Origin of the sequence: Sphingorhabdus rigui, assembly GCF_014196595.1 — a bacterium.
In the GTDB taxonomy this organism is placed as follows: domain Bacteria; phylum Pseudomonadota; class Alphaproteobacteria; order Sphingomonadales; family Sphingomonadaceae; genus Sphingorhabdus_B; species Sphingorhabdus_B rigui.
The window spans coordinates 90,414-103,008 of sequence record NZ_JACIEA010000004.1; the positions used below are offsets into that span (position 1 = coordinate 90,414).

Consider the following 12,595-nt stretch of genomic DNA (forward strand, 5'->3'; position numbering starts at 1 on the left):
GTTTGGGCGTTTCATAAACGCGTTGGAATCCAGCCTACGCTGGAACACACAGTTTTGTGTTCCCCGGCGCAGGCCGGGGTCCAGCCGTGAATGGAACGTCGATTGTCTTGGTTCTGGACCCCAGCCTTCGCTGGGGAACACATCGGTCAACTAAAAGATGGATCAGCCGGGTTATGTTTACATCATGGCCAACAAACGAAACGGCACAATCTATCTTGGAGTGACAAGTAACTTGCAGCAGCGGTGCTTTCAGCATCGCAACGGTTTGATTGACGGCTTTACCAAACAATATGGGTGCAAACTTCTCGTTTGGTATCAGCGGTTCGAAAATCTGCATGATGCGCGGCGGCGCGAAGTGCAGATGAAAAGTTGGAAGCGGCTTTGGAAGTTGCGTGAGATCGAACAGATGAACCCCCACTGGGCGGATCTGTACGAGACATTAGTTTGATGTTGGACCCCGGCGTTCGCTTGGGCACACGAGGTATTTTATGGGCTTAGAAAACCAAGATTTTGAAACTGAGCAAGGTCCAAGCTGGGCACGTTCGAACTGGCCTTTGTCCATCACCGATGACCTGACGGCTTCGCTTGATCCGACGCAGATGGCGGTCGAGGTTAAGGCCGCGGCAAAGGCTGCTGGCAAGCCCATGGCAGAAGCCGACGCCGTTGCCGCAGCGAGCGATTCTATTCGCGCAATGATGTTGGTCCGCACCTATCGTGTGCGCGGGCATCTGGCGGCGAATCTAGATCCGCTTGGGCTTTCCAAGCAGGATATTCCCGCTGACCTTACCCCCGAATATCATGGTTTTTCTGGCGCAGACCTCGACAAGCGAGTTTATGTCGGCGGCACGCTCGGTCTCGAATGGACCACCGTTCGTGAACTCGTCGATACGCTGCGCGCCAATTATTGCGGGCCAGTTGGCCTCGAATATATGCATATTTCCGACGTCGAAGAGCGCCGGTTCCTGCAAGAGCGGATGGAGGGCAAAGATGCCGCCATCCAATTTACGCCCGAAGGCAAAAAAGCCATTCTCGGTAAAGTCATCGAGGCGGAGCAGTACGAAAAATTCCTTGGCCGCAAATATGTAGGCACGAAGCGGTTCGGCCTTGATGGTGGCGAATCGATGATTCCTGCACTCGAAGCCGTCATCAAATATGGCGGCCAGCTGGGCGTGCGCGAAATCGTTTACGGCATGCCACATCGCGGCCGTCTCAACGTTTTGGCCAATGTGATGGCAAAGCCATACCGCATCATCTTCCACGAATTTTCGGGCGGAAGCGCGAACCCCGACGATGTTGGCGGTTCGGGCGATGTGAAATATCACCTCGGCACCAGCACCGACCGCGAATTTGACGGCATCAAAGTGCATATGAGCCTTGTGCCAAATCCTTCCCACCTTGAAGCAGTGAACCCAGTGGTGCTCGGCAAGGTGCGCGCGAACCAAACCGCACGCGATGACCTTGGCAAGCATGAACAAGTGCTGCCCGTTCTTCTGCATGGTGACGCGGCCTTTGCTGGCCAGGGCATCGTTTGGGAGTGCCTCGGCTTTTCCGGCATTCGTGGGTATAATACCGGTGGCTGCTTGCACTTTATCGTGAACAACCAGGTTGGTTTCACCACCAGCCCGCAATATGCGCGGTCTTCGCCTTATCCATCCGACGTTGCAAAGGGCGTTCAGGCGCCAATATTCCATGTCAATGGCGATGATCCCGAAGCAGTGACCTTCGCCTGTAAAATTGCGATCGAATTCCGCCAGACATTCCACCGCGACATCGTCATCGACATGTGGTGCTATCGCCGCTTTGGCCACAATGAAGGCGATGAACCCGGTTTCACGCAGCCATTGATGTACAAAGTGATCAAGGGCCACCCCGCCGTCAGCAGCTTGTACGCCAAGCGGCTTGAGGCCGAGGGTGTTATCGATGCGAACTGGGCGGACGAGCACGCCATGCGCTATGTGCAGACGCTCGAGCAGGAATTTGCCAGCGCAGCCGATTATAAACCCAATGCCGCCGACTGGTTTGGTGGACGTTGGTCGGGCCTTTCCAAGCCAGCGGATCCCGAAACCGCCCGCCGGAATGTGCAAACCAGCGTGTCCAAAAAACTGTTCGATAGCATGGGCCGCACGCTGACCACTGTACCCGAAGGCCACAATATTCACCCCACACTCAATCGTGTGCTCGATGCCAAAAAAGCCATGTTCAGCACAGGCGCAAACTTTGACTGGGCAACAGGCGAAGCGCTCGCTTTCGGATCGTTGCTTTCCGAAGGCTATGGCGTGCGCTTATCGGGCCAAGATTCGGGCCGCGGTACGTTCAGCCAACGCCACGGCGTCTGGGTCGACCAGACGACTGAGGAAAAATACATCCCGTTGGCAACATTGCCACATGGCCGTTTTGAAATTCTCGACAGCCCCTTGTCGGAATTCGGCGTGCTGGGTTTTGAATATGGCTATGCGGGTGCCGAACCGAAGACACTGGTGCTTTGGGAAGCGCAATTTGGCGACTTCGTGAATGGTGCGCAAACCATGATCGATCAGTTTATTGCCGCCGGTGAAGCGAAATGGTTGCGCGCCAATGGCCTCGTGATGCTGTTGCCGCATGGCTATGAAGGACAAGGTCCTGAACACAGCTCCGCGCGGCTTGAACGCTTCCTGCAATTGTGCGCCGAAGACAATATTCAGGTCGCAAACTGCACGACGCCTGCAAATTATTTCCATTTGCTGCGCAGGCAGATGGCACGTCCATTCCGCAAGCCGCTTATCGTCATGACGCCAAAATCATTGTTGCGGCACAAGCTTGCGGTTTCCAAGGCAGAGGATTTCCAAGGCGAAAGCCACTTCATGCGGATCCTGTCGGACATCAACGCCCCTGCGGACAAGGATGTCAAACGACTGGTCCTATGTTCGGGCAAGGTTGCCTATGACCTGATGGAAGCGCGCGATGCATCGGGCGACACAAACACCGCGATTGTCCGCATCGAGCAGCTATATCCCTTCCCCGCCGAACCATTGATTGTCCGGTTGAAGCGTATGACCAATTTGGAAGAGGTCGTTTGGGCCCAAGAAGAGCCGCGCAATGCGGGTAGCTGGAGCTTCGTCGACCCCTATTTGGAAGAATGCCTCGCAGAAGCCAATGTCGGCCCAGCACGCGCACGTTATGCCGGACGCAAAGCCGCAGCCGCGACAGCCACGGGTCTTGCCAAGCGCCACCAAGCCGAACAGGCCGCATTGGTTGCAGACGCATTGGGCCACAATGTCCGCGAAGAAATCCGCCGCCAACGTACCGGGGGAGCCAAGCCGGTTACCCCTCCATCCTCCTGAGGATTGAATTATGAGCACTGAAGTTAAAGTCCCCGTATTGGGCGAGTCCATCACTGAAGCGACCCTTGGCCAATGGCTGAAAAAACCCGGTGAGCCGGTTGCGGTCGATGAACCGATAGCCAGCCTTGAAACCGACAAGGTCGCGGTCGAAGTGCCGTCGCCTGTTGCCGGCATCATGGGCGCCTATGCTGTTGAGGAAGGCGCAACGGTTAATGTCGGCGCGGTCATTGCTTCAATCGATGCTGGTACCGGAGCTGCCGCAGTACCTGCCGCAGCCGCGTCCGCTGTGGCCCCCGCCGTTACGAGCACCGCTGCGCCTGCGCCGGTCGCGGCTTCGGAAAATAGCGATCTGCCTTTGTCGCCTGCGGTCCGCCGCCTGGTGCTTGAGCTCGGCATTGACCCAAGCAAGATTAAAGGCACCGGCAAAGACGGCCGCCTGACCAAGGAAGATGTTATTGCGGCGGCAAAGGGTGCGCCTGCACCTGCAGCCACTTCGGCATCAACCGCAACACCTGCTGCGTCTGCGCCAACAGGTGCACGTCAGGAAGAGCGCGTGAAGATGACGCGTCTGCGCCAGACAATTGCAAAGCGTTTGAAGTCCGCACAAGACACAGCGGCGCTGCTGACGACCTTTAACGATGTCGATATGTCCGCCGTGATCGAAGCGCGCGCGACTTACAAAGACCTGTTTGAAAAGAAGCATGGCGTGCGCCTCGGCTTCATGGGCTTCTTTACCAAGGCGGTTGCTTTGGCCGCGCGTGACGTTCCTGCCGTTAATGCGCAGATCGATGGCGACGAAATCGTCTATCACAATTATCTCGACGTCTCGGTCGCGGTTAGCGCGCCAAATGGCCTCGTTGTACCAGTCGTGCGCAACGCCGACGCCATGAGCTTTGCCCAGATTGAAAAGGCGATTGGTGATTTTGGTGCAAAGGCCAAGGCCGGTGCGCTCACCATGGAAGATATGTCGGGCGGAACCTTCACCATTTCCAACGGCGGCGTGTTCGGCAGCCTGATGTCGACCCCGATTATCAACCCGCCACAGTCCGCTGTGCTTGGCCTTCACCGTATCGAAGACCGCGCCGTCGTCCGCGACGGACAGGTTGTCGTTCGCCCAATGATGTATTTGGCGCTAAGCTATGACCACCGGCTCATCGACGGCCGTGAAGCAGTGACTTTCCTGAAAATCGTCAAAGAGGCGATTGAAGACCCGACCCGGTTGTTGATCGACCTTTAAGGAGCTGAGCAATGGCAGAACATGATTATGACCTGATCGTTATCGGTGCAGGTCCGGGCGGTTATGTTGCCGCCATCCGCGCCGCACAACTCGGCCTGAAAACAGCCTGCGTCGAAAGCCGCGAGACATTGGGCGGCACATGCCTCAACGTCGGTTGCATTCCGTCGAAAGCTTTGCTGCATGCATCCGAAATGTACCATGAGGCGCAATCGGGTTCGCTGGCGAAATTTGGTATCGATTTTAAGGGCGTCTCGCTCAACCTCGACCAAATGCACGCGGAAAAAGTGAAGGCTGTGTCTGAATTGACCGGCGGCATCGAGTTTCTGTTTAAAAAGAACAAGGTTGATTGGCTCAAGGGCCGCGCCGCGTTCACATCAGCCAACAGCATTGATGTGGCCGGCAAAAATTACACCGCGAAAAACATCATGGTCGCGACAGGATCATCGGTAACGCCATTGCCCGGCGTCGAAATAGACCAAAAGGTTATCGTCGATTCCACCGGCGCGCTGGCGTTGCCAAAGGTGCCAAAGCACATGGTCGTCATTGGCGGCGGTGTCATTGGACTTGAGCTTGGCAGCGTATGGTTACGTCTTGGCGCGCAAGTGACTGTGGTCGAATATCTTGACCAGATCCTGCCCGGCATGGACGGCGAAGTCCGCAAGGAAGCCGCCAAGATCTTCAAAAAACAGGGCTTCAACCTGCGCATGGGTACCAAGGTTACCGGCGCAACGGTAAAGGGCGGCATGGCCACGCTGACGGTTGAACCGTCGGCAGGCGGTGCAAGCGAGACAATTGAAGCCGATTGCGTACTTGTGGCGATTGGTCGCCGTCCCAACACCGATGGCCTCGGACTGGAGAAAGCGGGTCTTGCGGTCAATGCGCGCGGACAGATTGAAATTGGCCATGATTTCCAGACCAATGTTCCCGGTATCTACGCAATCGGCGACGTTTGCCCCGGCCCAATGCTGGCGCACAAGGCCGAAGACGAAGGCATTGCCGCGGCTGAATTTGTTGCGGGCCTGACGGGCATCGTCAACCATGACGTCATCCCGGGCGTCGTCTACACCTACCCTGAAATCGCCAGCGTTGGCCTGACCGAAGAAGAAGCGAAAGAACATGCTTCGGCTTCGGGTAGCGAGATCAAAGTCGGCAAATTCCCGATGATGGCCAACAGCCGTGCAAAAACAAATCGCACCACGGACGGTTTCGTCAAAGTCATTGCCGATGCAAAAACCGACCGCGTACTTGGCGTACATATCATCGCATCCATCGCCGGAAGCATGATCGCTGAAGCAGCCGTCGCTATGGAATTCGGTGCGACTTCGGAAGACATCGCATATACCTGCCATGCCCACCCAACCCATGCCGAAGCCTTGAAGGAAGCGGCCATGGCCGTGACCGGCAAACCGATCCACATGTGATGATTACCCAAGCGGCCCAAATAGCCCCAGCGATGATTTCATGGCTGGACCTATTTGGGATCGCTGTATTCGCGGCATCGGGCGCTCTCGCCGCGGCGCAACGCAAACAAACGCTGGTCACCTTCTCCTTCTTTGCGCTGGTTACCGGCGCGGGTGGCGGCACGGTTCGCGACCTGCTCATTGGTGCGCCCGTTTTCTGGGTTCAGGATTGGCGTTTTGCAGCAACCTGTCTTGTGACAGCCGGGCTTGTATGGGTAACGCCGCAGCATCTTTGGAAGCCACGTGCGCTTGACTGGTTCGATGCGGTGGGCATTGCCATTTACGCGGTGTTCGGCACTTGGAAATCACTTACGCTTGGCGTTCCGTTGCTACCGGCCATGATGATGGGCGTCATCACCGCCTGCGTCGGCGGCATCATTCGCGATGTGCTGGCCGGTGAGCCGTCAATCCTGCTGAAACCCGAAATCTATGTGACCGCTGCCGCACTGGCGTCAGGCCTCTTTGGCCTATTGCTATTTGTTGGGCTACCCGTTCTCCCCGCCGCGATTTTCAGCGCGACTGCCGGTTTTGCCTTGCGGGCGATGGCGATTTGGAAAGGCTGGGCAATCCCCGCCTATCGGGGTTAGGGTCAGGACCTAATTACCGAACGCGGTTCGGGAAAAGCTTATTCAAATTCGCAATTTTCGGTTTGTCCCATTGCACAATATATGGGTGCCTTGGGTTCTTCGCCATGAAGTCTTGATGATAGCTTTCGGCAGGAAAGAAGCTGAAGGGCTCCAGCGTCGTCACAATGGGTTTCTTCCAATATCCCGCCTTGTCCAGTTGCGCCACATAGGCACGCGCCACCTTTTGCTGCGCTGCGTTCGCGGGAAATATCGCGGATCGATATTGCTTGCCGCGGTCCGGACCCTGACGATTCAACTGCGTCGGATCATGCGCCACGGAAAAGAATATTTGGAGCAGTTCGCCATAGCGCACCACCGCAGGGTTATATTGAATCCGCACAGATTCAGCATGCCGCGTGACGCCCGAACTGACGAGATCATAGTCAGCGGTTGATCGCGTCCCGCCGGAATAACCCGACTCCACGCGCGTCACGCCTTTTACGCGTTCAAACACAGCCTCCACGCCCCAGAAGCAACCACCGGCAAAAACAGCAGTCTGCAGGCCCTTTGGTTCAACAATTTTCGCAAAAGGCGCGGCGATCCGAATGCCCTCTTCGGCATGCGCAGTGCCGACAGCGGATCCAAAGTCGGAACCACATCCTGTCACCACGCCAAACAGCAGCGCGACATGTACCGCGCGGATAACGTATTTAGGGGTTCGGGGCAGCCGTTTCATATGATGGACCTCCAACGGACACAGACCGCGTGGCTTCTGCGTTGTGATCATTCGCACTGGCAGGTTTGATGATGGCCAGCCCAGCCAAACCTAACGCAAATCCGCCGGCCAGACTGAGGAAAAGATCCGAACGCACGAAGTTATAAAGACGGTCCATATTTTATCTCTGACATATTGCACAGATGCGCGCCGAAACAGCTATGCGCGTCGGCTTTGGAAGGCTTCACCAGAAAACACATTAAACGTGCATGAACGCCGTTCATCGTGACGCACGTGTTGCGGTCATGTGAGTGCGGCGCACGCTGCTTGAATACGCGTGCACGCTTCCTTGAGGATATCCGACGATGTTGCATAAGAAATCCGGAAGCCTGGCGACAGACCGAAGGCCCCGCCATGCACCGCAGCCACGCGGTAATCATCGAGGAAATAATCGATGAGGTCGGCATCGGTTTCAATCTTCTTACCCTTGGGCGTCGTCTTGCCCATCACACCAGTTGCATCGGGGTACACATAAAATGCGCCCTCTGGCGTTGGGCAGCTAAGCCCCGGTGCGTCGTTCAGCATCGCGACGACAAGGTCGCGGCGCTCGCGGAAAGCCACATTGCGTTCCCGCAAGAAATCCTGTGGGCCGTTAAGCGCGGCAAGCACGGCATATTGTGAAATCGAACAGGGATTGCTCGTCGATTGCGACTGCAAGTCCGCCATCGCCTTAATCAACCATGCCGGGCCACCAGCATAGCCGATGCGCCAACCGGTCATGGCATAAGCTTTGGACGCGCCGTTCATGGTGAGTGTGCGATCATAGAGTTCGGGGCACACCTGAAGCATCGTCGCAAAGGGTGCCTGCGCATACCAAATATGTTCGTACATATCGTCGGAAAGCAGCATGACGTGCGGGTGGCGCAGCAGCACTGCACCCAATTCTTTCAACTCAGCCGCATCATAAGCTGCGCCGGTCGGGTTGGACGGCGAATTCAGGATCAACCAGCGCGTCTTTGGCGTAATCGCGGCTTCCAGTTGTTCGGGCGTGATTTTATAATTTTGCGCCGCGGTCGCCATAACGATCACGGGCGTTCCGCCGGCAAATTGCACGATATCGGGATAGCTGACCCAATAAGGTGCAGGGATGATGACTTCATCGCCCTTATCGATCGTTGCGACCAGGGCGTTGAACAATGTATGCTTGCCACCGGAGTTTACTGTGATCTGCTTTGGCGTATATTCAATGCCATTGTCGCGCTTGAATTTTGCAATGATCGCCTGCTTGAGCGGCGCGATACCGTCGACGGCGGTATATTTCGTCATGCCGTCACGAATGGCCTGAATGGCGGCGTCTTTGACGAATTCTGGCGTATCAAAATCGGGTTCGCCCGCCGACAGTCCAATGACATCAATGCCCTGCGATTTAAGATCAATCACACGTCCGGACATGGCAAGCGTCGCTGAAGGGGCAATCCGGCCGAGCGCGGCCGACAGACGGTCAATCATCATCAAAACTTTCGGGCAAAAATTGAACAGAAGTTGCGCTTTTGCCCCTAAAGCCTCGCTAAAAGTTACGCAACCCTATGCGCTCTTATTAATCCACGTGCGCTGTTCCCGACAAAAAAACCATCCGCCAAATCGTCGGCTGTCAAATCCGCCTCTTGGGCTTCACCAGCGTCGATCAGCGCGCGGCGAAGGACTGATGGCAATAGCCCGGTCTCAAGCCGCGGCGTCAGCAGAACGCCGTCCCGTTCAACAAACAAGGCCGTGATGCTGCCTTCGGTTAAACGGCCATCGGCACCTAAGAAGATAACTTCGTCACAATCGGTGCGGGCTTTTCGGGCGTTGTCGTAAAAAGCCCGATCACTTATCTTGTGCCGAAGCCGGAAATCTTCGGCGGCGACAGGCAGCGGAACAACCGCAACGCGCCAATCGGTCACATCCTGCAGCGGGCTGATCTCAATCGCGACGGCACCATGCCGGGAAACCATCAGCCGGATTTTCGAAAGCTGATCGAGATGGAAAATGCTGGCGTGCAGCCGGTTGCGCAATGCGTGCCGGTCAAATTCAAATCCGAACAACTGCGCGCTGGTCTGCATGCGCTCCAGATGCAGCTCCAGCCGAACGATTCCGGCCATCGGTTCAAAACGCATGGTTTCGATCAGATCAAATCCGGTATCGTCCACCTTGGCAAAATCCCCCTTGGCCAAGCATTCTGCCCATTCACCTGCTTCGTTGGAATCGGCAACAACGCCTGAACCTAGCCCAAGTGAAAGCGTCTTTGTGGAATCGCACAAGGTAAAAGTCCGAATGGCAACGTTGAAGGCGGCATCGCCATTGGCATCAATACGCCCAATGGAGCCACAATATATTCCGCGTGGCGCGGTCTCCACGTCTTCAACGACCTGCATTGCGCGAATTTTCGGCGCGCCGGTAATCGATCCGCATGGAAATAATGCCGCTATGACGTCAACCGCGTCCACGCCCTCGTTCAGCACACCGGTAACGGTCGAGGTCATCTGATGAACCGTAGGATAGCTTTCGACGTGAAACAATTCAGGCACGGCGACCGTTCCCGCAGCGCACACACGAGACAGATCGTTGCGGAGGAGATCGACGATCATCAGATTCTCCGCCCGTTGTTTCGGGTCGGTGCGCAAGCGCTCCGCAACGTCGCTATCCCGTTGCGGGTCGGCTTGCCTTTGTGCCGTGCCCTTCATCGGCTTTGTCGTCACGCGCTGGTCCTTAAGCGCGAAAAACAGCTCGGGTGAAAAGGACAGATAATGCACGTCCCCCGTATAAATGACACCGCCATAGCCCGCCTTCGCGCGGCTGCGCAGCGCGGCATATAAGGCCAGCGGGTCGCCCGCATAATCGGCCGACAGCGGAAAGGTCAGATTGGCCTGATAAATGTCTCCGGCATGGATAAAATTCTGAACCGCCGCAAAGGCATCGGCATATTCTGCGCGCGAAATCGCCGGGCGCAATTCCGACAAATATGCACCCGCCGGATCGGGTAGATATGACGGCACGACGTCAGCAGAAATTGTGCTGTAGCCGCGAAACAAGCCGAACCATGCCAGTGGTCCGCTGCGTTCTTCCCCAAGATTTGGCAGGAAATGCTGCCCACATTCATAGCCCAAAAAACCTGCGGCATGCAGCCCGCCCCGCTGCGCATTACGCAGCGCATCAACCACAGCATCGACTTCATCAAAGCTGTTGGCGGTCCATATTTCAACCGGGTCGGTATATAACCGCGCTGGCGACGCACCGTGCATGCGGGCATCGTCGAGCAGCACATAAGGCCGATCTGTCGGTATCTTCATATGCACAACAGAATCGACAATGCCCAAGGCGTTAGCCGTTTAGCCGTTCCGCATGCCAAGCGAGATGTTCGGCCATGAAGGTCGAGATGAAATAATAGCTGTGATCATAGCCCGGCTGCATGCGAATTTCGGCACGCTGGCCAACCGCGGCGCATTGTTCGACGAGCAAATGCGTCTTGAGCTGCGACTCGAGGAAATTGTCAGCCAGGCCTTGGTCGACCAACAGGTCCGGCAAGCGTGCGCCATCTGCCAACAACGCAACGCTGTCATAGGCGCGCCATTGCGCACGGTCATCGCCAAGATAGCCGCCCAAAGCCTTTTCACCCCAAGGACAATTCAGCGGCGAAACGATAGGCGAAAACGCTGATGTAGACTTATACTTGCCCGGATTACGCAGACTGATCGTCAGTGCGCCGTGCCCGCCCATGGAATGCCCCATAATGGCTTGCCGCTGCATATCCGCAGGGAAATGCGCGGCGATGATATCCGGCAATTCACGCTCGATATAATCTTGCATCCGGTAATGCGTGTCAAAAGGCGATGCGGTGGCGTTGACGTAAAATCCGGCACCCAAGCCAAAATCATATGCGGCATCGGCATCATCGGGCACGCCTTCGCCACGCGGGCTGGTGTCGGGCGCCACGAAAATCAAACCAAGCTCTGCACAGGCGCGGCGGAATTCGCCTTTCTCGGTCACATTTGCATGGGTGCAGGTCAGGCCCGACAAAAACCACACCACTGGCAAAATCTGGCCTTCTGCGTGCGGCGGGACATAGACTGAAAAAGTCATGTCGGTGCCGGTGGCTGATGAATGGTGCTTATAAACACCCTGCACGCCGCCAAAGGCGGTGTTTTCAGAGACGGTTTCGAAAGTCATGCGGGCTCCAATGTCGGGACGGAAATAATCTGGGGCGGGTGCTGCCAATAGGTTTGCGCGCGAACAAGATCGCTGGTCGCAATGCTTAAAGTCGCGCTGTTTCGCAGTGGGTGGCAATTGATAATGTCAGCTTGCGCTAACGCCGCATCAAGCACGAAATGAACAGTACAATCTGTATCATTGATTGCCGCCAAAGCGGTGACGGATCCCGGCGTAATGCCGAGCAGTCGTTCCATATCTTCGGCTTTGCCAAAGCTGATGCGGCCACAACCGATGGCCGATGGCAACGCCTTTAAATCAACGCGGGCTTCAGCAGGGACGGTGACCAGGAAATATGCGCCGTTTTTGTCTTTCAAAAACAGATTTTTGGTATGCGCGCCGGGAATGTCCCGATTATGCGCTTCGCTCTCCGCCACCGTGAATACAGGCGCATGTTCATGCTTTTCATAAGCAATGCCGAGCGCGGCCAAATCTTTATAAAGCTGCGCTTCGGCATCGTTCATGATGGTATCACTATCAGTCAGTAACACGGTGCAGAGCGCACAGCTTGTTGCCATCTGGATCACGCAGATAGGCGAGATACATTTTCATGCCATTGCCTTCGCGGATACCGGGTGCATCTTCAATCGCTTCGCCGCCATTTTCAACGCCCGCCTTATGCCAAGCATCTGCCAACTCAGGGGTCATCGCAAAACCGATGGTGCTGCCATTGCCGTGCGTGGCTGGCTTGCCGTCAATGGGTGGCGTGACAAGGAACAGCGAACCATTGTGCATGTAAATCAAACGACCCTTAGGGTCCTGCATGCCGGGCTTTCCGCCCATGGCAACGAAGGTTGCGTCGTAGAATTTTTTCGAACGGGCAATATCATTGCTGCCCACCATCATATGACTATACATTATTACTTCTCCCTAGGTTAGAACACCACGACGCTGCGGATGCTTTCACCCGCGTGCATCAATTCAAATGCCTTGTTGATCTCTTCAAGCCCCATGACGTGCGTAATCATCGGGTCGATTTCGATCTTGCCGGTCATGTACATGTCGACGATCTTTGGAACGTCGGTGCGGCCCTTGGCCCCGCCAAATGCGGT

11 protein-coding genes and 1 pseudogene are annotated in these 12,595 nt (G+C 56.1%); 5 read left to right on the plus strand and 7 right to left on the minus strand.

Annotation, left to right across the window (positions count from 1 at the left end; all coding sequences use genetic code 11):
• Window positions 1-157: 157 nt before the first annotated feature.
• The 5 genes from GGR91_RS11445 to GGR91_RS11465 are packed head-to-tail and all read left to right on the plus strand — an operon-like array spanning window position 158 to window position 6,604.
• Window positions 158-448, plus strand: coding sequence for a GIY-YIG nuclease family protein (locus GGR91_RS11445; protein WP_183942354.1), 291 nt, complete (start codon window positions 158-160; stop codon window positions 446-448).
• Window positions 449-488: 40 nt separating this feature from the next.
• Window positions 489-3,320, plus strand: a complete 2,832-nt coding sequence (locus GGR91_RS11450; RefSeq protein ID WP_183942355.1) for a 2-oxoglutarate dehydrogenase E1 component — start codon at window positions 489-491, stop codon at window positions 3,318-3,320.
• Window positions 3,321-3,330: 10 nt separating this feature from the next.
• Complete coding sequence (gene odhB / locus GGR91_RS11455) at window positions 3,331-4,557, plus strand: 2-oxoglutarate dehydrogenase complex dihydrolipoyllysine-residue succinyltransferase (protein WP_183942356.1); 1,227 nt, start codon at window positions 3,331-3,333, stop codon at window positions 4,555-4,557.
• A gap of 11 nt (window positions 4,558-4,568) precedes the next feature.
• Entirely contained in the window at window positions 4,569-5,978 is a 1,410-nt protein-coding gene (lpdA, locus tag GGR91_RS11460; RefSeq protein ID WP_183942357.1) for a dihydrolipoyl dehydrogenase, read from the plus strand.
• A gap of 32 nt (window positions 5,979-6,010) precedes the next feature.
• Window positions 6,011-6,604 carry a trimeric intracellular cation channel family protein gene (locus GGR91_RS11465; RefSeq protein ID WP_246337200.1) on the plus strand — a complete coding sequence of 198 codons (594 nt, stop codon included), beginning with the start codon at window positions 6,011-6,013 and terminating at the stop codon, window positions 6,602-6,604.
• A gap of 13 nt (window positions 6,605-6,617) precedes the next feature.
• On the opposite strand, the gene msrA is transcribed toward GGR91_RS11465, so the two are convergent.
• From msrA to GGR91_RS11500, 7 genes and pseudogenes are all read right to left on the minus strand, one after another.
• Window positions 6,618-7,319 carry a peptide-methionine (S)-S-oxide reductase MsrA gene (gene msrA / locus GGR91_RS11470; RefSeq protein WP_183942358.1) on the minus strand — a complete coding sequence of 234 codons (702 nt, stop codon included), beginning with the start codon at window positions 7,317-7,319 and terminating at the stop codon, window positions 6,618-6,620.
• Between the two features lie 282 nt (window positions 7,320-7,601).
• The gene (locus GGR91_RS11475) at window positions 7,602-8,804 is read right to left on the minus strand and encodes a pyridoxal phosphate-dependent aminotransferase (protein WP_183942370.1); all 1,203 of its coding nucleotides are present in this window, start codon (window positions 8,802-8,804) and stop codon (window positions 7,602-7,604) included.
• Window positions 8,805-8,872: 68 nt separating this feature from the next.
• Complete coding sequence (pabB, locus tag GGR91_RS11480) at window positions 8,873-10,627, minus strand: aminodeoxychorismate synthase component I (protein ID WP_183942359.1); 1,755 nt, start codon at window positions 10,625-10,627, stop codon at window positions 8,873-8,875.
• A gap of 31 nt (window positions 10,628-10,658) precedes the next feature.
• Window positions 10,659-11,504, minus strand: coding sequence for an S-formylglutathione hydrolase (gene fghA / locus GGR91_RS11485; RefSeq protein ID WP_183942360.1), 846 nt, complete (start codon window positions 11,502-11,504; stop codon window positions 10,659-10,661).
• Entirely contained in the window at window positions 11,501-12,007 is a 507-nt protein-coding gene (locus GGR91_RS11490; RefSeq protein WP_183942361.1) for a prolyl-tRNA synthetase associated domain-containing protein, read from the minus strand. The genes fghA and GGR91_RS11490 overlap by 4 nt, the downstream gene beginning before the upstream one ends.
• A gap of 13 nt (window positions 12,008-12,020) precedes the next feature.
• Window positions 12,021-12,401 carry a VOC family protein gene (locus GGR91_RS11495; protein ID WP_183942362.1) on the minus strand — a complete coding sequence of 127 codons (381 nt, stop codon included), beginning with the start codon at window positions 12,399-12,401 and terminating at the stop codon, window positions 12,021-12,023.
• A gap of 17 nt (window positions 12,402-12,418) precedes the next feature.
• Window positions 12,419-12,595, minus strand: a pseudogene (locus GGR91_RS11500) (S-(hydroxymethyl)glutathione dehydrogenase); the annotation flags it as partial.

Coding starts and splice junctions, on each gene's coding strand:
- GGR91_RS11445 (WP_183942354.1), top strand. CDS start 158: ATGGATCAGCCGGGTTATGTTTACATCATGGCCAACAAACGAAACGGC.
- GGR91_RS11450 (WP_183942355.1), top strand. CDS start 489: ATGGGCTTAGAAAACCAAGATTTTGAAACTGAGCAAGGTCCAAGCTGG.
- odhB (WP_183942356.1), top strand. CDS start 3,331: ATGAGCACTGAAGTTAAAGTCCCCGTATTGGGCGAGTCCATCACTGAA.
- lpdA (WP_183942357.1), top strand. CDS start 4,569: ATGGCAGAACATGATTATGACCTGATCGTTATCGGTGCAGGTCCGGGC.
- GGR91_RS11465 (WP_246337200.1), top strand. CDS start 6,011: ATGATTTCATGGCTGGACCTATTTGGGATCGCTGTATTCGCGGCATCG.
- msrA (WP_183942358.1), bottom strand. CDS start 7,319: ATGAAACGGCTGCCCCGAACCCCTAAATACGTTATCCGCGCGGTACAT.
- pabB (WP_183942359.1), bottom strand. CDS start 10,627: ATGAAGATACCGACAGATCGGCCTTATGTGCTGCTCGACGATGCCCGC.
- fghA (WP_183942360.1), bottom strand. CDS start 11,504: ATGACTTTCGAAACCGTCTCTGAAAACACCGCCTTTGGCGGCGTGCAG.
- GGR91_RS11490 (WP_183942361.1), bottom strand. CDS start 12,007: ATGAACGATGCCGAAGCGCAGCTTTATAAAGATTTGGCCGCGCTCGGC.
- GGR91_RS11495 (WP_183942362.1), bottom strand. CDS start 12,401: ATGTATAGTCATATGATGGTGGGCAGCAATGATATTGCCCGTTCGAAA.